Here is an 18,738-nt window from a genome sequence, read left to right on the forward strand (position 1 = left end):
GATCGGGAACGGGATGCTGCGCGCTGCGTCTCAGCGGGTCTCGACGGGGTCGCCGTGTACGGTGCGCCAGAGGTGTCCGTCGCGCCCCTCGCCCTCGAGCTGTGTGGCGAAGCCGATGCCCTCGAAGGTCTCTGACGGATCCACCACGCCGTGCTCCTCGCCCATACCTGCGGCGAGGATCGCGCCGGGCCGGACCTCGATGTCCTCACCGCGGTACTTGAGGGTGAAGTGGCCGCGGAAGACGAACCAGTACTCGTCGCCGTCGTGGTAGTGGTAGTCGCAGGGCCGCCCCGGGCCGAACGTGAAGATCGCGGTGCGGATGGCCTCGCTCCAATGGCCGGCGACGCGCGCGATCTCGACCTGTCCCCGGTGCCCCTCGGGGCCGGGATTGAGGTTGTTGCGCACCACCGCGCCGCTGGGCGGGACATCGACCCACTGCATCTTCTTGAGGGTCACGCGGCCCCACTCGGATTCGACGACGGCCTCGCCGGCGACCACGATGAGCCGCTCTTTGGGGGTGGTGGGCACCACGCGCCGCGCGACCGGGATGTTGTGCGTGGTGTGCAGGCTCGCCTCGGGGTCGGAGACCGGATCGGGCCATTCGCTCGGTACGGGCTCCTCGCCTTCGGCGACGCGGTCCGCGTTTCCGAGTGTGAAGAACTCCACGTCGTCGATGTCGACCCATGCTTCGCTTGCGGGACGGTTCTTCAGCTCTTCGCGAGTGGCGTACAGCGGCACCGGCATCCTCCTCGATGGTCGGGAGTCGGTCGAGTCCGAATCCGTCCATCGGAGCATAAGACGGGGTCGACCATCGCGTCAACCACATTGTCAACAATCCTGTCCGCACAATGGCTCGGGCGTGGCTACACTATGAGCCGAACGCCGACTCTCGTTCGGCGACGCAGGGGGGCGCACGTGGACAGCCTGGATCAGACGCAGCTGCTCGCTGACCGGCTGCGCTCCGATCTGGCGCGCGGCGAGTACCACCCGCGCGAGCGGCTCGTCGAGAGCGAGCTCGTCGCGCGCTACGGGTTCGCCCGCGCAACCGTCCGCAGCGCGCTCGTGCAGCTCGCCACGGAAGGGCTGGTGGAGCGCTCGCCGAACCGCGGTGCGAGCGTCCGGAGCCTCTCGATCGACGAGGGCATCGAGCTGGCCGAGGTACGGCGCGAGCTGGAAGCGCTGTGCGCGCGCGACGCCGCCGAGAAGGCGACGGACGAGGAGCGGGAGCGCATGCGGGCGGGCCTCGACGCGATGAGATTCGCCGCGGAGAGCGGCGACGTGCACAGTTATCGCCAGGCGAGCATCGCCTTCCATGAGAGCGTCATCGCGCTCTCCCGCCACGAGGGGGCGCGCCGTCAGCTCGCGTCCATCCGCAATCACAACCTTCAGCGCCATTTTCCCGTCGCATTCCAGACCGGGGCGTTCTCGGACTCCTCGCACGACCACTTCGAGATCGGCGACGCCATCCTGGCCGGCGACCGAGACCAAGCCTCCACCGCGATGCGCAACCATCTCGATCGGATCGTCGCGATGCTGCAGGAGTTCCGCCGCTCTCAGTCGCAGCCCCACCCGACGCCGTAGGACTCGCTGATTCCGAAAGCGGACAAAGTTGTTGACAATCCGGTTGACAAAGGTCCGATGCGGGTTCTAGCGTGAGGACTGAGGTCGTCGGGAATCACCGCGGCCGGTCCACCCGCCTGCGAACGATGGAGTTCTCGCCCCATGAGCGACACCGCGCCGACCGACGCCCCCCGGGTGGCCGTCCTGGCCACGCTCGACACCAAGGGGCCCGAGGCGCGATTCCTGGCCGATGAGCTCTCCGCGCGCGGCATCCGGCCCCTGCTCGTGGACATCGCCCTCACCGGCGCATCGCCGTCCGACGCCTCGATCACCCGGGCCGAGCTCGCCTCGCGCGGCGCGACCGACGCGTCGGGCGACGATCGCACCACCGCGATGGAGACCACATCGGATGCCGCGGCCGCCGTGCTCGGCGAGCTCGTCGCGGCGGGCTCGATCGCGGGCGTCATCGGCATCGGCGGCGGCACCGGCGGCTGGATGTCGCAGCGCGCTCTCGAGCCCCTCCCCTTCGGGCTTCCCAAGTTCGTCGTGACCACGGTCGTGAAGTCTTCGGGCGAGAACGACATCGTCCTCATCCCCAGCGTGGTCGACGTCGCCGGTCTCAACGGGCTGCTCACGACCGTGCTGCGCAATGCGGCCGCGGCCGTTGCGGGCATGGTCGCCCCGGTCGGTCCCCGCGCCGCGGTCGCACCACGCCCGACGATCGCGATGACCATGTTCGGCGTCACCACCGCCGGCGGCGACGTCGCTCGCGCAACGCTCGAAGACGCCGGCTACGACGTCGTGGTGTTCCACGCGACGGGCGCGGGCGGTCGCACGATGGAGCGGCTCATCGCGGACGGCCGGTTCGCGGGCGTTCTGGACTGGACGACCACCGAGATCACCCAGAACCTCACGGGCGGGCTCTGCGATGCGGGCCCGAACCGTCTCGAGGCTGCGGCGGCAGCCGGCATCCCGCAGGTCGTCGTGCCCGGCGCGCTGGACGTCATCAACGTGCTGCCGCCCATCCCCGCGGAATTCGCCGATCGCGCCCATCACTGGCACCTGCCGACCGTCCCGCTGGTCCGCGCGAACGCTGACGACAGCGCACGAGCCGCCTCGTTCGTCGCCGCGAAGCTCGCCTCCGCGACCGGACCGGCCGCGGTGCTGATCCCCGAGGGCGGGTTCTCCTCGCTCGACATCGCCGGCGGCGCGTTCGCGGACGCCGACGCCGACGCCGCGTTCACCTCGGGCCTGCGCGACGCGCTGCGCCCCGACATCCCGCTCCGCACCAGCCCCCTCCACATCAACGATCCGGCTTTCGCCCGCGAGGCGGCTGCGACCCTGCTCGCGATGCTTCCCGCGTCGCCCCAGCCCGTGACAGAGAAGGAATGACATGGCCCGATTCACCAGGACCCAGATCCTCGAGCGGCTGCGCGCCCAGCTGGCGGACGGCAAGCCGATCGTAGGTGCCGGCAGCAGCTCGGGACTGATCGCGAAGTCGGCGGCGGCCGGCGGTGCCGACATCATCATCGTCTACAACACCGGTCGTACCCGCCTGATGGGGCTCGCGACCAACCACCTGCTCAACCACGCCAACCCGACCACGCTCGGCATGTACCGCGAGATCGCGAACGTGGTCCGCGACACCCCGATCGTCGGCGGCGCGGAGGCGCAGGACCCGACGTACTGGAACGACGTCGATCGTCTCGTCAGCGACTACCAGGCGACCGGCTACGACGGGCTCATCAACTTCCCCACCTCGTTCGCCCAGCCCGACCGCAACGACGTCGGGCTCGGCCTGCAGCTGGATTTCGACATGGTCCGCAAGGCGCGTGAGAAGGACTACTTCACGATCTGCTACGGCTACACCGCCGCGCAGACGCAGGGCCTCGCCGCCGCCGGCGCCGACGTCGTGGTCCCGCACGCGGGATGGACCACCGGCGGCCTCGCGGGTGCGGGGAAGTCGGCGATGACCCTCGAGCAGAGCTGCGAGCACGTCCAGAAGCTCATCGAGCTCGCCCGCTCGGAGAACCCCGACATCATCTGCCTCGCCCACGGCGGACCGCTGTCGAGCCCCGAGGACCTGCAGTACCTCTACGACACCACGGACGCGCAGGGGTTCCTCGGAGCATCGAGCGCCGAGCGCATCCCCGTCGAGCGCGCCGTCGTCGAGACCGTCCACCAGTTCAAGTCCTATGCACCGCGCGTGGCCTGAGCCCGCGTCGCCCGAGAGGAACCCCCGAATGAGCAGTGCAGGAGTGGCCGCCCGCGTCTTCACCCGCGCGGAGATCGTCGCGCGGCTGAACGCGACCCTCGGTCGTAAGGAGCCCATCGTCGCGGCCGGGGCAGGTGTGGGCATCATCGCGAAGTGCGCCGAGATCGGCGGAGCCGACCTGATCTTCGTCCACGCCAACAGCCGCTCGCGCAATCTCGGAGTGCCGACCTCCATCTACATCGGCAACCCGATCGACATGACCCTCGCGATGTTCCCCGAGATCGACAATGTCGTGGACTCCACGCCCGTCATCGCGGGAATCGACGCGACGGACGGCCAGCGCCGGCGGTTGGCGCCGGTCGTCGACGACTACATCGCCCGCGGCATCAACGGCATCACGAACTTCCCGACGGCGCTGGCCTACACCGGCACGTGGGGCCGAGCACGCAACGACGTCGGGATGGGCTCGAACCGAGAGCTCGAGCTGCTCGCGCTCGCCGGCGAGCGCGACGTGTTCACGGTGGGCCAGGCGTACGACGTCACGTTCGCCGGCGAGCTGGCCGGCGCGGGAGCAGACCTCATCGTCGCCCGCTGCGGTCTCACCCAGGGTGGGATGGTGGGCCCGCGCGCCGACGCCGAGAGCAGCCTCTCCGTTCCCGCAGCCACCGAGCACGTGCAGGCGGTCCTGGAGTCGGCGCGGGCGCAGAACCCGGACGTGCTGGTCATCGCGCACGGCGGCCCGTTCAACCACCCCGCCACCACCGAGTACCTGTACGCCAACAGCGACGTGCAGGGCGTCCTCGGCGAGTCCGCGATCGAGCGGATCCCCGTCGAGCAGTACGTCACGGCTGAGATCGAGATGTTCAAGAGCCCGCTTCTGCGCAACCACGCGCAATACGTCTGAGCCGGAAGGAACCACAGCTATGCCCATCTTCAACCGCGAGACCCTCAAGGCCGCCAACCTGCCCTGGGTCGAGATCGAGGACTTCGAGTTCATCCACCTCGGTCGCACGATGGTGACCAACAACCACAAGGTCACCGCCGACGAGAACGGCCACGTCGCCTATTGGGGCTACTACCAGGACCGCCCGCTCGCCTCGACCCTGCGGATCGACCCGACCACCCCGAAGGACCGCATCACGGTGGTCAGCGGTCAGGTGCAGGTCGAGACCGACGCCGGCCGGGTGACGCTGCACAAGCGGGACTACTTCGACATCCCGGCATCCGGGGCCACGATCACCAACAGCGGCCAGTCGATGGCCGAGCTCGTGCGCGTGATGGGCCGCTGGGACCACACGGTGCGCAACGAGATCTGCATGTTCCGACCCGAGAATCCGTGCGACTACCACTACCACGACGGCGACGAGTACTGGGTGATCTTCCGCGGGCACTTCACCCTCGACTACGCCGGCATGCGCATCCCGGTCGGCCCCGGCGACCTCCTCGCCGCAGGCAAGGGCATCCCGCACGGAGCACTGGCGCCGGAGGAGACGATGAACGGGATCGTCATGGCCATGCCGCTCGAGGACGCCAAACGCGACGGACACCTCAACCACAAGAACCAGGGCGAGCCCACGGTCGGCCGGGAGGTTCCCGAGTCGATCTGGGCCGACCTGCGCGCGCGCTCCATCGGCGACGTCGTCGTCCCCGACTGAGAGAAGCCCATGACCACCACGCATTCAGTACCCAGGGTCACCATCGGCCGCTCCGGAATCACCACCTCGCAGCTGTCGCTGGGCACGTGGGGCATCGGCAAGGCGGCCGCCGCCGCGACCATCGGCGACGACGAGACGATCATCACGGTGCTCGAGGCCGCCTTCGACGCCGGCATCACCTACCTCGACTCGGCCGACATGTACGAGAACGAGGACCGTCTCGGCCGCCTTCTCAAGGAGGTGCGCAACAAGCCCGACGACCTGCTCATCGCGACCAAGTACGGCCACGGCAAGCCCTTCACCGCCGACGGTGTGCGTCGCGCGGTCGAGCAGTCGCTGGCCTCGCTCGAGCTGGAGACCATCCCGCTCATGATGCTCCACGACCCGCGCGGCGAGGAGGACATGGCCGAGGTCTTCGGTGCCGGCGGAGCGCTGGAGGGCCTGCGCGCCCTGCAGAGCGAGGGTCTCGTCGGCGCGATCGGCGTCGCCACCGGCACCATGCAGCCGCTGCACGCCGCGGTGGACTCCGACGAGTTCGACGTCATCCAGTTCCCGCGCCTGTACACGCTGGTGAACCGCGCAGCGAAGACATCCGGACTGCTCGAGAAGGCCCGGGCCAAAGGCATCGGCACCCAGCTGGCCGCGCCGTTCACCGGCAACATCCTGGCGACCGGGGTGCGCGGAGTCGACAAGCCGCTGTACGCGTACTGGCCGGCGCAACCCGAGGTGATCGAGGCGGTCGGACGCATGCAGGACCGCGCCGACGAGCTCGGCATCACGATCGCGCAGGCGGCGGTGGCCTACGTCGCCACCGAGCCGCTGATCGACGTCGCCGTCATCGGCGTGCGCACGCCGGGTGAAGTCGAGGAGAACGTCGAGTCGCTGTTCACCGGCGTCTCGCGCGACGACCTCGAGTCGATCGCCGACGCCGGCGCCGTGGACGAGAGCCTGATGGGCGGCCCTGACTTCGTGTGGCCCTTCCCGCTCGATCGCGTGCCCGACGAGCTCAAGGACGTCGTGTCGAAGAACGCGGGACACAAGTGACTGCGCACACGACGACCCTGGGCCGCACCGGTCTGACCACCTCGCGCATCGGCCTCGGCGCGTGGGGGCTGGAGAACCCCAACGGCTCGCACCCCGCCGTGCACGTGCTCGGCGAGGAGGCGGTGACCGGGATGCTGCGCGAGGCGTTCTCGCTCGGCATCACGCTTCTCGACTCGGCGGAGGTGTACGCCAACGAAGAGGCGCTCGGAAAGGCGCTTCGTTCGCTCGACAACGTCCCCGACGACCTGATCGTCTCGACGAAGTTCGGGCACGGCAAAGGCTTCAGCGGCGCGCAGATCCGCGATTCCGTCGAACGGAGCCTCGACGCGTTCGCAATCGAGTCCATCCCGCTGTTCATGCTCCACGACCCGCGCGGCGACGCCGACCTCGAGGTCATCTACGCGCACGGCGGCGCCCTGCCCGAGCTGCGCCGACTGCAGGACGAGGGTCTGGTCGGCAGCGTCGGCATCGCGACCGGCACGCTCGCGCCGCTGCTGTCCGCGGTCGAGTCGGACGAGTTCGACGTGATCCAGTTCCCGCGGCTCTATACGCTCCTGAACGACTCGGCGAAAAGCTCCGGGCTGCTCGAGAAGGCGCGGGAGAAGAACATCGGGACGATCCTCACGTCGCCGTTCACCGGCAACATCCTGGGCACGGGCGTGCGCGGCGTGGACGACCCGCTCTACAGCTTCTGGGGCGCTCAGCCCGAGGTCGTCGCCGCCGTCGCCCGAATGGAGGATGCCGCCGAGGCGTCGGGCCTCGCGCTGCCGGAGGCGGCGATGGCCTATGCGCTGGCCGAACCGCTCATCGACGTGGTGGTGATCGGCGTCAAGAACATCGCGGAGCTGCGCCAGGACGTCGCCGTCCAGGACGCGGACATCGATCCCGAGACGCTGCAGGGCATCGCCGAAGCGGGCCGGGTCGACCAGCACCTGCTGGGCGGGCCCGAGTACGTGTGGCCGTTCCCGATGGAGCGCATGCCCGCCGACCTGAAGGCCAAGCTGGGGCTCTAGTGCACGTCGTCGTCGTGGGCGCCGGTTCGGCCGGCTGCGCGGTGGCGGGACGCCTCGCCGAGGGCGGCGCGTCCGTCACGCTGCTCGAGGCAGGTCCGGACTGGCGCAGCGAATCCTGTCCCGACGAGATCCGCCGCCCGCGCGACGACGTGTTCGCGTGGCGGGTCGACGGCCGGGCCCCGAGCTCGTTCGCCTACCCCGGCGTCGTCGCGCGGCGATTCGAGGACGGCCCGATGGACCCGTACCTGCGGGGGTGGGGCGTGGGCGGCACGTCGTCGCTGAACGGACTGGTCACGGTACGGCCGCCCACGGACGAGTTCGACGAGTGGGAGGCGGGCGGCTGCGCAGGCTGGGGCTGGAGCGACGTGCTGCCGGTGTTCCGCCGCCTGGAGAACGATGTCGACTACGGCTCGCAGCCGTTCCACGGCAGGGGCGGGCCGGTGCCCGTGGTGCGCCGGCAGCAGTCCGAGTGGGGCTCCGGCGACCGGCTCCTGGCAGATGCGGCGTTCGCGGCCGGTCACGCATGGGAGCCCGACTACCACCGGCCCGGGGCCCTCGGCGTCTCGCGCACGGCCAGCAACATCCACCTCGGCGTCCGGGTCACCGCGTACGACGGCTATGTCGAGCCCTGGCGCGGCGAGGGACGCATCACCGTCGAGGCGGACGTCACGGCGTCCCGGGTCGTACTGCGCGGATCGCGCGCCCTCGGCGTCGAGACCGTCGACCGCGCCGGTGCGGTCCACCTCACGGAGGGCGATCACATCATCCTCGCCGGCGGAGCGGCCGCGACCCCTGCGATCCTGCAGCGCTCGGGTATCGGGCCCGCCGGCATGCTCGAGGCACTCGGCATCCCGGTCGTATCCGACCTGCCCGTGGGCGAGGGCATCCAGGATCATGTGGGGTTCTGGCTGCAGATCGCGCACGACGGTGCTGAGCCGGCCGCGAACGGAGCCCGCGGCAACGCGACGCTGCGCTACAGCTCGGGCCTGCCGCACTCGCGCTCCGGCGACCTGCTCGTCGTCGCCGCGAATCCCGCAACGGCCGACGCCGCCGAAGTGGCATTCGGGGTCAAACTTGCGTACTGCCTCAGCCGGGGCAGCTCGCGGATCGTGTCACGCGACCCGCGTGCGGCAGCGGACATCCGGATGAACCTGCTCGCCGACGGGGGCGACCGGGCACTGGCGCGCCACGCGGTGCGCTCCTCTGTGCGGATGCTGGCTCCGCACACCAGCTCGGTGCGCGATCGCAACGGCGACGTCGTCGATCCCGACTGGAGCGACGCCGATGTCGACGCGTGGCTGCGCGCCTCCGCCCGCGACACCTCCCACCTCACAGGCGGTGCGCGGATGGGTGACTCGGACCACGACACGACGGTGGTCGACCCTCGGCTCCGGGTCCTCGGAGTCGACGGCCTCACGGTCGCCGACCTGTCGGTCTGCCCGATCGTCCCGCGCGCGAACACCTACCTCACGGCGGTGATGATCGGCGAGCGTGCGGCCGACTTCGTCCTGGGACGGTGAGATCGTGCCCCTCCCGGTCCGCGCACCGGACGGCGTGCGGTCAATCCACGCTCGCCGCGGTCGCGTCGCGGATGCCGCGGAGCGCATCGAGGACGTTGTCGCGATGCCGGTACGCCGCCTCGAGCGCTCCGGCCTCGTCGCCGGCGATCACGGCCTCAACGACCCGTTCGTACTCGTGCATGGAGTCCACCCGACGATCCGGCAGCTGGTACGGGTACCAGTTGATCCGCACCTGGCTCTGCAGCGTCTCGATGATGCGGGAGGCGGTCTGGTGACCGCTGATGCGGCGGATGACGCGCGAGATCTCCGAGTTCGCCGCTGCGGTGCGCGCACGGTCACCGTCCTCGACCGAGGAGCGCAACTCTTCCAGCAACGCGGTCAGCTCGGCGCGGTCGGCATCGGTCACGCGCGTCGCCGCGCGGCCCGCGCACATCGCCTGCAGCGAGAGGCGCACCTCGGTCGACTCGATCGCCTCGTCGATCGAGACGGGACGCACCCGGGCGCCGCGATTGGCCTCGCGTTCGACGAGGCCGAGGGCTGCGAGTTCGATCAGCGCCCCTCGCACCGCGTTGCGCGACGTGCGGTATCGGGCGCACAGCTCGACCTCGATCAGACGCTCGCGAGGGTGGTAGACGCCTTCCCTGATGTCGTGCGCGATCAGGTCGACGAGCTCAGCCTTGGGCTGCGGCACTTCGGCCAGGCTGGTCATCCTCGGCGGGCTCCTCTGCGGCGGCTCCGGCGATCCGGACGGCGTCTACGTGGTGTCAGTGTAGTGCGGCAGGCGCAGGTGGCTTCGGGCGCCGGGGCGTGGCGCGTGGCGTGAAGGGTCGTGGTGCATGGAGATCGTCGATGCGCAGGTGCATCTGAACATGATCGGGCTCGAGGCAGGGCTGGTGGCGATGGATGCCGCCGGCGTCGACGCCCTGGTGATCGACGAGTTCTGGGGCTTCGACGATCGTGGACGACCCCTGCCGTCGTCCCCATTGCCGGGCGGGTCGGTGCGGCACATCAGCCCGATCGGCGAACTGGCCGTGGCGCGGCACCCCGATCGCTTCGCCTACCTCACGCGAGCGCAGCCGGACGATCCCGAGCTGGATCGTGTGATCGGCGAGCTGCGCACCGAACCGGGACGACTCGCTCTGCGCATCCTTCCCTTCGTGCCGTTTCCGCCGAGCGCCGGCGAGCGTCGCGAGAACGACGAAGCCGTCGACGCCTTCGCCGCCGAGCTGGTCGGGGGTCGCTACGACCGGTACTTCGAGCTTGCGCAGGATGCCCGCGTGCCGGTGTTCATCCAGGTCAACGGCATCGGCATCGCCGGCCGGCTCGACGCGATCCGCGAGGTCGCAGCCGCTCATCCGGCGTTGCCGGTCATCGTCGACCACCTCGGCGTCGCGATGCCCGGATCCCGTGCGCACCGCCCCGACCGGTTCGCGCAGTTCGCCGAAGTGTGCCGGCTGGCGGAGCTGGCGAACGTGCACGTCAAGTGGGGGCATGCGACGCGCCTGAGCGAGGAGCCGTACCCGTTCTCCGACGTCGCCCGGGCGCTGCGGAGCGTCGTGGACGCGTTCGGCGCCGACCGGGTCATGTGGGCGAGCGACTGGACGCTCGATCTGGAATGGAGCTCGTGGGCGGAGTCGTTCGGGTACATCCGCGACGATGGCGTCCTCAGTGAGGCCGACCGCGCCGCGGTGCTCGGCGGCACCGTGCGCCGGGTGCTGGAATGGCCGCGCTGACCGTCGCTCCCCTACGCGACGAGAGAGCCCCGGGCGCGCATGCGCCGGGGCTCTCTGCGTGGGCCCTACTCCGTGCGGAAGAGCTTCTCCGGCAGGATCGAGCCTCGTCCGAACGCCTCGAAGCCCTGCACCTCGGCGCTGTGGAAGAAGATCCGATGATCGAACCCGAAGGAGTAGATCGGCACTTCGTCGACGTAGATCTGCTGCACCTGTGCGAGCGCGGCAGCCTTCTCCTCCTCGCTCGTGGCCGTACGCAGCTCGTCCAGCGCTGCGGTCATCTCCGGGCTGGAGGAGTTCTGGATGTTGTCCGTGCCGTCCTTCTCGAAGAGGTTCGTGAAGGTGGACGCGACCGGGTTGATGTCGTAGATGCCCAAGTAGAACGTGATGTCGAAGTCGTCATTGCCCTGCGTGCGCAGACGCCAGTCCTGGATCTGCACCTGCTCGATGTCGACGGTGACGCCCTCGAGCTGCTGGAGCGTGAGCTGCACGTACTCCGCCGACCGGATGCTCTCCGGAATCGCCGCCGGGACGATCGTGAACGACATGTCCACTCCGTCGGCGATCAGCTCGTCGACGAGCTTCTGAGCCTCCTCGAGATCCGGCTCGGGCAGTCCGAGCGCCGCGTCGTAGTACGGCGACTCATCGGAGAACAGCGTGGTCGAGCCGACCTGCTCCGGGTCCGACAGCAGCGTCTGCACCAGCTCGGTCGGCTCCAGCGCGAGGGCGACGGCCTTCCGGGCGCGCACGTCATCGAACGGTGCGCGCGTGTTGTTGAAGACGAGGTGACGGAAACCGCCGTTCTCGACGGTGAACATCTCGAACCGGTCGTCGTCGGCGTAGTCGCGGAAGTCGGAGGAGAACCCGTTCATCAGGTCGGCGCTGCCGCCGGCGATGGTCTCGACGCGCTGCGACGGGTCGCCGACGGTGCGGTAGTGCAGTGCGTCGTAGACGGGCTTGCCCAGCGCGTAGTCGGGGTTGGCCTCGAGGTCCTCGCCGATCGCGGGATCCTGGTGAGTGAGGATGAACGGACCGGCGCCGACCGGCTCGACGTACTCATCCGCTTGGAGCGCCGTCGGAGAGGCGACGAACTGCATCAGTTCGGCGATCTGCTCGTCGAGCACGGGGTTGGCGGCCTTCGCCGTGACGGCGAGTGTCACCTCGTCCACGACCTCGGTGGTGAAGGACTGCGCGAGCGCCATCGTCGGCGAACCGGTGGCGGGGTCGGCGTTGCGGTCCCAGTTGAATTTGACCGCGGCGGCGTCGAAGGCCGTGCCGTCGGTGAAGGTGATGCCGGGCCGCAGCGTGAGGGTCCAGGTGGTGCCGCCGTCCTCGGTCGTGAAGCTCTCCGCCAGGCTCGGGACGAGTTCTCCGCTCTGGTCCACGTAGAACAGCTGGCCGTACACCGCGACGAGCCGGTCGGTGGTGACCCCCGGCAGGGTGCCGAAGAAGGCGAGCGCGGGATCCCACGTGCCCATTCCCGCGGCGGACATGATGGTGATCTCGCCGCCCTCGGCGGGTTCACCGGTCGCGCCGCCGTCACTGTTTCCACCGCCTCCTCCGGAGCACGCCGCCAGCAGCAGTGCGAGCGAAGTGCCCGCACCGATTAGGGCGAGTCGCCAGGGGTTCCTCTTCATCGAGTGCATGAGTGCCTTTTCCCGTTCCGATCTCAGGCCGGATCAGACGTTGATCGCGACGTACTTCTCCTCGAGGAACTCGAGGATGCCTTCGGAGCTGCCCTCGCGGCCCAGCCCGCTCTGCTTGGTGCCGCCGAAGGGGGCGGCGGGGTCGCTCAGCACACCGCGGTTGACCGCGACCATGCCGACATCGAGTCTCAGCGCCGCGCGCGTCGCGTCCTGCTCCGGACCGAAGACGTAGGCGACCAGCCCGAACTCGGTGTCGTTGGCCATCCTCACCGCGTCATCGACGTCGGTGTAGGAGACGACCGCCGTGACGGGCCCGAAGATCTCGGTGCGGGTGATGCTGTCGCCGTGCGTCACCCCGGTGAGCAGGGTCGGCTCGATGAACGCTCCCCCGCCGAGCGCGTCCCCTCCGGTGACGACGGTCGCCCCCTCGGCGACGGCCGTGCCGACGAGGTCCGCGACCTTGTCGCGCTCCGCCACCGAGACGAGCGCCCCGAGCGTGTTCTGCCGGTCGAGGCCGGCGCCCGTGCGCACCCGGGCCAGCTCGGCGCTCATCCGCGAGACGAACTCGTCGTGCAGGCTCGCGTGCACGTAGAACCGGTTGGCCGCCGTGCAGGCCGAGCCGCCGTTGCGCATCTTCGCGGCGAGCGCACCGGGGACGGTCACGTCGAGGTCGGCGCCTGGCAGCACGAGCACGGGCGCGTTCCCGCCCAGCTCCATCGAGGTGCTCACGACGGTGTCGGCGCAGGCGTGCAGCAGCTCGCGACCCACCTCGGTCGAGCCGGTGAACGACAGCTTGCGCACGGCGGGGTGGCTGATCATGCGCGCCACGTTCGGCCCGGTGGGCACCGGTGTGACGAGGTTGACCACACCGTCCGGCACGCCGGCGCGACGCAGCACGTCCACCACGTACGCCGCCGTCAGCGGAGTCTCGCGCGCGGGCTTGAGGATCGTCGTGCACCCGGCCGCCAGCGCGGGCGCGAGCTTGCGGGTCGCCATCGCGGCGGGGAAGTTCCAGGGGGTGATCAGCAGCGCCACGCCGATCGGCTGACGGGTGACGACGATCCGCTTGTCGCCCGCCGGCGCGAGCCGGTAATCGCCCGGCACGCGGACGGCCTCTTCGGCGAACCAGCGGAAGAACTCCGTCGCATAGCCCGCTTCGGCGATCGCGTCGGGCCAGGCCTTGCCGTTCTCGCGGACCATGATCTCGGCGAAGTGCTCCTTCTCCTCGCGCAGGATCTCGAACGCGCGGTAGAGGATCTCGCTGCGCGCCCGCGGGCTCGTCGCCGCCCATGCGGGGAAGGCGCGCTCGGCCGCCGCGACGGCATCGTCGCAGTCCTGCTCGGTCGCTGCAGCGAACTCCGCGACGGTCGAGCCGTCCGCCGGATCGATCACGTCGAATCGCCTGCCCTCACCGCCGGGGCGCCAGACGCCGTCGATGAAGAGGTCGGCGATATACGTGCGGGTGCTCGTCGTCGCAGTCATGATTTCTCGCTTCGTTCGAGGGGTGTCAGGAGGACAGGCGGGCGCGGTCGCCGACGAGCGCGGCGTCGACGATCCGCCCGATGAAGTCGGCGTCGGCAGGCACTGGGCTGATCGCCACGAGGCGTCCGACCTGCAGCGTCAGGGTCACGATGCGCTCGCGATCCGCCGGGGTCAGCCCGAGGTCGGTGAGCGCGACCGGCAGTCCGATGCGCGCGCAGAGTCCCGCGACCGCATCGACGACGCGTTGCGCCGCGGCATCCGATTCGCCCTCATCGGGCTCGAGGACGCCCATTGCCCCGCCGAGCGCGGTCAGCCGCGATCCGATCGCGGGCAGGCACGCCTGCAGCACATAGGGAAGCAGCGCACCGGTGCCCAGGCCGTGCGGGGTCTTGGTCATCGCCCCGATCGGGTACTGGATCGCGTGCGAGAGGTGGGTGCCGGCAGACCCGAACGCCATCCCCGCCAGCAGGCTGCCGTACGCCATCGCCTCTCGTGCGTCCCGGTCGGCGGGGCTCTCGACGGCCGTCGGCAGGGAGCGGAAGATCGCGCCGGCCGCCTCGAGGGACAGGGGGTCGGTGAGCACGTTGCGGCCGATGAAGACGGGCAGGCGTGCGCCGCGATCGACTTCGAGGGATGCCGCGGTGTAAGACTCGACGGCGTGCACGAAGGCGTCGATGCCCGAGTGGGCGGTGACGCCCCTCGGGGCACCGATCGACAGCTCGGGGTCGACGATCCCCACCCGCGGGACGAGGAATGGGCTCGAGACTCCGACCTTCAGGTCCCGCGCTGGATCGGACACGACGGCGACCGGGGTGACCTCCGACCCGGTGCCGGCCGTGGTCGGGACCGCCACGAGCGGCACGACCGGGCCGGGGACGGCGTTCTCTCCGTAGTAGGCGGAGAGGCTGCCGCCGTGGCTGACCAGCAGTGCGATCAGCTTCGCCGCGTCCAGGGCGCTGCCTCCGCCGTAGCCGACGATCACATCGGGGGCGAAGGACCGTGCGAGAGCACCGGATGCCTCGACCACGTCGACCGGAAGCTCGGGTGGCACGTCGGTGTGCACCTGTACGTCGAGGCCGCGGTCCGCCAGTCCCGCGACGACATCGTGGAACTCGGGTGTCGTGGCAAGGAAGGGGTCGGCGACGACGAAGACACGCCGCCCCAGCGCCGCGACGGCAGCGGGGATGCCCGCACGCACCCCGTAGCCGAAGCGCACGTCGTCGGGCAGTCTCAGCACGCCCAGTCCGGAGCTCACGATGGGTCCTCGTTTCGGTCTGCGACGGCGGGGTCGACGGCTTCGGACAGCTCATGCAGGCGGGCCCACACGTCGGCGGACAGAGCGACACCCTCTGCACAGGATCGATCGCGGGCCGCCCTGGCGCGGTCGCCCGGCACGGTGACGGTGCTGCCGTCGGCCCCGCTCCCGCGGATCAGCGCGAAGTAGTCGCCGAGCGCGGTGCGCGTGTCGGATCCGGCGAACGCCACGGGGTCGATGGCGATGATGACATCCCCCTTGGTCACCTCGGAGTCGGCGTCGAGCGTGCCGTGCACGTCGGGACCGAGCGCGGTGCCGGTGAGCGCGCCGACGATCGCGCCGAACGCGAGACCGAGCGCATAGCCCTTCGCTCCCCCGAACGGCGAGATGGCGCCCTCGGCGGCTTCCGCCGCGTCGGTGGTGCGATGCCCGGCGGCATCCACCGCCCAGCCGTCGGGCAGCGTCATGCCCTTGGCGCGATAGTCCAGGATCTTGCCCGCCGAGACGGCGCCGGTCGACATGTCCACCGCCAGGTCGCCGCCGGACGCCGGCACCCCGATCGCGATGGGGTTGGTGCCCAGCAGCGCGCCCACACCGCCCCACGGGTGCACGAGCCCCTCGGTGGACGACAGCATGAGGCCGACCAGTCCGACGGCTGCGAGCTGCTCCATGTACGGAGCGAGGATGCCGAGGTGGTGCGTCCGATGCAGTGCGGCGACCGCGACACCGGTCTCGGGCAGGCGCCCGCGGAGCGCCGCGATCGCCTGGTACGCGACGACCGGCCCGAACCCGCGAGCGCCGTCCACGGTCAGGGCCGCGGCAGCGGTCCACTGCAGCTCGGGCTGCGAAGCCGGGTCGATCAGGCCCCTCTCGATCCGAGCGACCAGGACGTCCAGCCGCCGCAGACCGTGCGACGGATGACCGCGCAACTCCGCCGCGACCAGGTGATCGGCCTGGATCCGCGCGTGCTCGGTCGTCGCCCCGCGCCGCGTCAGCGCACGCGCGGCGAGATCGCGGAGCTCCTGCGCATCGACGCGCACCGCGGAGGGATCACCCGACATATGTTCAACCTTCCTGTGGACATCATTGTCAACAACTCGGTACGATCGGTCCTATGCCCCGTCCCGTCCTGCAGGACACCTCCTCGTCCCTCCGCCGCGCACTCGCGCTGCTCGACGCGTTCAGCGGCGAGCGGCGGGAGCTGTCGGTGCGCCAGCTCGCCGAACGGTCGGGTGTCACGCGGTCCACCGCGCATCGACTCGCCAAGGAGCTCGTGGAGTGGGGCGGACTGGAGCGCACGCCGGGCGGCCTGCGCCTCGGAGTGAAGCTGTTCGAGCTGGGAGCGATGGCGCCGAGCCCGACGTCGCTGCGCGAGGCGGCGGTGCCGTACCTGCACACCCTGCACGAGGTCACGCAGCTGACCGCGAACCTCGCCGTGCGCGAGGGAGGCGAGATCGTGTATCTCGAGAAGATATCGACGCGACAGCTGCGAGTGCCGCACACTCGCCTCGGCGGCCGGGGAACGCTGCACGCGACCGCGCTGGGCAAGGCGATCCTCGCGTTCACGGAGGATGACGTGGATCTGGACGCCCTCGCACCTACGATGACGCGCCTGACGGCTCACACGATCACCGACCCCGCCGCCCTCGCGCGAGAGCTCGGCAGGGTGCGCAGCCAGCGGGTCGCCTACGACGTCGAGGAGTCGAAGGAAGGGCTCTTCTGCGTCGCCGCTCCGATCACCAGCGGACGCGGACCTGTGCTCGGTGCTCTGTCGGTGACCGGCGCAACCGCCCTGTCCCACGCCGAGCGCTTCGCGCCCACGGTGATGGCGACCGCCGCGGCGATCTCGCGCTCGCTCGAGCTCCGCGCCGCGTGACTGCCGTCAATCCGTCAGCACCTGTTGACAAAATTGTCACGGATTTGTTAACTACCACTATCGACCCCGGCGACCTCCCGACCCGCGGATCGAGTTCGCCCATGCACGCCAGGCCTTGGCACCCACGACACCCGACAACATCGCACAGAGAGGTGTGACCAATGAGTGACACGATAAGCACGACCGCGGAAGTACGGACCGGCCTCTACATCGGAGGCGAGGAGCGCCAGACGACCGCGACCCTCGACATCCCCGACCCCGGCAAGCCCGGCGTGATCGTCGGCCACGCCGCCGCTGCCACACCGCAGGACGTCGATGACGCGATCGCTGCGGCGAAGGCCGCGTTCCCGGCCTGGTCGGCCCTGTCCGCCGCCGAGCGCGCGGAGCAGATGCGGGCGGCGCTGGTCGGCATCGCGGAAGAGCGCGATGCGGACGCCGCGATCCTGTCGCAGGAGAACGGCAAGATCCGCTTCGAGGCCTGGATCGACTCCCTGGTCTTCGAGATCCGGTGGAACCTGGCGCTCATGCTCGCGGATGAGGTCGAGACCGGCAAGGTACTTCCCGTCGTCCCCGGCATCCCGGTGGAAACTACCGTGTCGTACCAGCCGCTCGGCGTCGTCACGGTCATCGTGCCGTTCAACTGGCCGATCGCGATCCTCGGCGCGGCCCTGCCCCACGCCCTCCTCGCCGGCAACACCGCGATCGTCAAGCCGCCGCCCTCGGCACCGCTCGCGACGACCCGCGTGGTGCAGCGCATCGCCGAGAAGCTCCCGCCCGGGGTGCTCAATGTCGTCACCGGCAAGGACGCCGACATGGCAGCCCTCATCTCCAGCGACGACATCGCGAAGGTCTGCTTCACCGGGTCGGTGGGCGGGGGCAAACGGATCATGGAGATGGCGTCGAAGTCGCTGACCCGCGTCACGCTCGAGCTGGGCGGAAACGACGCGGCGGTCTTCCTCGACGACGCGATCCTCGACGACACGCACCTCGACCGCATCTACGCCGCCGTCTTCGACACCACCGGCCAGATCTGCATGAACGCCAAGCGGCTCTACGTGCACCGCTCCCGTCTCGACGAGCTCGTCGACGGACTGTCCGCGCGACTAGGCAGAGCAGTCATCGGTTACGGCCTGGACGAGGGCACGACGATGGGACCGCTGCACTCGCCCGTGCAGAAGGCGTTCGTCTCCGAGATCATCGAAGAGGCCAAGGATGCCGGAGCCGACGTCCGCGAGTTCGGTGAGCTTCCGGGCGGCGACCTCGCCGGCGGCAACTTCCTCCGGCCGGCGATCGTCATCGACCCCGATCCGTCGCTGCGCGTGGTCACGCAGGAGCAGTTCGGCCCCGTCATCCCGATCATCCCGTTCGACTCCGAGGACGAGGCGATCGCCGCGGCGAACGACACGTGGGGCGGCCTGTGCGGCTCGGTGTGGACGGCGGACGTGGACTCCGCGAACCGCGTCGGCAGCAAGCTGGTCTGCGGCTACGTCTGGGTCAACGATCACGGCGCGACGCGGCTCGACCTGCGTGCTCCGTTCGGCGGCATGAAGCAGTCCGGGTTCGGTCGCGAGCAGGGCATCGAGGGCGTCCGCGCCTTCCAGGACACCCGCTCGATCGCGCACATCGACGCCGAGGCCCTCGCGGCTCAGGCACACTGAGAGCATCAGCTCCCATCCGAGAGACCACATCCCGGTCGAAACCGCACGCGCTGCGCGGCGTCTCGACCGGGATGTGGTTTCTCG

General features: G+C 70.1%; 17 protein-coding genes. 11 read left to right on the plus strand and 6 right to left on the minus strand.

All coding sequences use genetic code 11. From position 1 onward, the window contains the following. Positions 1-30 precede the first annotated feature (30 nt). Complete coding sequence (locus VFX99_RS16585; protein WP_329667394.1) at positions 31-744, minus strand: cupin domain-containing protein; 714 nt, start codon at positions 742-744, stop codon at positions 31-33. A gap of 171 nt (positions 745-915) precedes the next feature. On the opposite strand from VFX99_RS16585, the gene VFX99_RS16590 reads away from it, so the two are divergent. The 8 genes from VFX99_RS16590 to VFX99_RS16625 all read left to right on the plus strand — a co-directional run bounded on the left by VFX99_RS16590 (position 916) and on the right by VFX99_RS16625 (position 9,007). Continuing rightward, complete coding sequence (locus VFX99_RS16590) at positions 916-1,581, plus strand: GntR family transcriptional regulator (RefSeq protein WP_329667395.1); 666 nt, start codon at positions 916-918, stop codon at positions 1,579-1,581. 141 nt (positions 1,582-1,722) lie between these two features. Beyond that, on the plus strand, positions 1,723-2,952 hold the full coding sequence (locus VFX99_RS16595) for a Tm-1-like ATP-binding domain-containing protein (RefSeq protein WP_329667396.1): 1,230 nt from the start codon (positions 1,723-1,725) through the stop codon (positions 2,950-2,952). Between the two features lies 1 nt (position 2,953). Beyond that, the gene (locus VFX99_RS16600) at positions 2,954-3,775 is read left to right on the plus strand and encodes a phosphoenolpyruvate hydrolase family protein (protein WP_329667397.1); all 822 of its coding nucleotides are present in this window, start codon (positions 2,954-2,956) and stop codon (positions 3,773-3,775) included. Between the two features lie 28 nt (positions 3,776-3,803). Beyond that, a complete protein-coding gene (locus VFX99_RS16605; protein WP_329667398.1) occupies positions 3,804-4,679 on the plus strand; it encodes a phosphoenolpyruvate hydrolase family protein in 876 nt (291 codons plus the stop codon). 19 nt (positions 4,680-4,698) lie between these two features. Further along, positions 4,699-5,430 (plus strand): cupin domain-containing protein, encoded by a 732-nt coding sequence (locus tag VFX99_RS16610; protein WP_329667399.1) that lies wholly within the window; start codon positions 4,699-4,701, stop codon positions 5,428-5,430. Between the two features lie 9 nt (positions 5,431-5,439). After that, a complete protein-coding gene (locus VFX99_RS16615; RefSeq protein WP_329667400.1) occupies positions 5,440-6,474 on the plus strand; it encodes an aldo/keto reductase in 1,035 nt (344 codons plus the stop codon). Next, complete coding sequence (locus VFX99_RS16620) at positions 6,471-7,487, plus strand: aldo/keto reductase (protein ID WP_329667401.1); 1,017 nt, start codon at positions 6,471-6,473, stop codon at positions 7,485-7,487. The genes VFX99_RS16615 and VFX99_RS16620 overlap by 4 nt, the downstream gene beginning before the upstream one ends. After that, positions 7,487-9,007: a GMC family oxidoreductase gene (locus VFX99_RS16625; RefSeq protein ID WP_329667402.1), complete on the plus strand. Its 1,521-nt coding sequence runs from the start codon at positions 7,487-7,489 to the stop codon at positions 9,005-9,007. Before VFX99_RS16620 ends, VFX99_RS16625 begins: the two co-directional genes overlap by 1 nt. A 40-nt stretch (positions 9,008-9,047) precedes the next feature. On the opposite strand, the gene VFX99_RS16630 is transcribed toward VFX99_RS16625, so the two are convergent. Continuing rightward, positions 9,048-9,716: a GntR family transcriptional regulator gene (locus VFX99_RS16630; RefSeq protein ID WP_329667403.1), complete on the minus strand. Its 669-nt coding sequence runs from the start codon at positions 9,714-9,716 to the stop codon at positions 9,048-9,050. A gap of 127 nt (positions 9,717-9,843) precedes the next feature. Here VFX99_RS16630 and VFX99_RS16635 point away from each other — a divergent pair, with 127 nt between their 5' ends. Next, positions 9,844-10,740 (plus strand): amidohydrolase family protein, encoded by an 897-nt coding sequence (locus VFX99_RS16635; protein ID WP_329667404.1) that lies wholly within the window; start codon positions 9,844-9,846, stop codon positions 10,738-10,740. 65 nt (positions 10,741-10,805) lie between these two features. Here the strand turns inward: VFX99_RS16635 and VFX99_RS16640 are convergent, their stop codons facing one another. Genes VFX99_RS16640 through VFX99_RS16655 form a run of 4 tightly spaced genes read right to left on the minus strand, consistent with a single transcriptional unit; the run spans position 10,806 to position 16,181 of the window. After that, complete coding sequence (locus tag VFX99_RS16640) at positions 10,806-12,374, minus strand: ABC transporter substrate-binding protein (protein ID WP_329667405.1); 1,569 nt, start codon at positions 12,372-12,374, stop codon at positions 10,806-10,808. A gap of 42 nt (positions 12,375-12,416) precedes the next feature. Further along, positions 12,417-13,865, minus strand: coding sequence for an NAD-dependent succinate-semialdehyde dehydrogenase (locus VFX99_RS16645; RefSeq protein ID WP_329667406.1), 1,449 nt, complete (start codon positions 13,863-13,865; stop codon positions 12,417-12,419). Between the two features lie 25 nt (positions 13,866-13,890). After that, positions 13,891-15,120, minus strand: coding sequence for an iron-containing alcohol dehydrogenase (locus VFX99_RS16650; RefSeq protein WP_329667407.1), 1,230 nt, complete (start codon positions 15,118-15,120; stop codon positions 13,891-13,893). Continuing rightward, positions 15,117-16,181 (minus strand): Ldh family oxidoreductase, encoded by a 1,065-nt coding sequence (locus VFX99_RS16655; RefSeq protein WP_329667408.1) that lies wholly within the window; start codon positions 16,179-16,181, stop codon positions 15,117-15,119. The genes VFX99_RS16650 and VFX99_RS16655 overlap by 4 nt, the downstream gene beginning before the upstream one ends. 53 nt (positions 16,182-16,234) lie before the next feature. On the opposite strand from VFX99_RS16655, the gene VFX99_RS16660 reads away from it, so the two are divergent. Both VFX99_RS16660 and VFX99_RS16665 read left to right on the plus strand, forming a co-directional pair. Next, positions 16,235-16,996, plus strand: a complete 762-nt coding sequence (locus tag VFX99_RS16660) for an IclR family transcriptional regulator (protein WP_329667409.1) — start codon at positions 16,235-16,237, stop codon at positions 16,994-16,996. A 161-nt stretch (positions 16,997-17,157) separates the two neighbouring features. Beyond that, complete coding sequence (locus tag VFX99_RS16665) at positions 17,158-18,654, plus strand: aldehyde dehydrogenase family protein (protein WP_329667410.1); 1,497 nt, start codon at positions 17,158-17,160, stop codon at positions 18,652-18,654. Positions 18,655-18,738 lie beyond the last annotated feature (84 nt).

The organism is Microbacterium sp., from assembly GCF_036277215.1.
Lineage (GTDB): Bacteria > Actinomycetota > Actinomycetes > Actinomycetales > Microbacteriaceae > Microbacterium.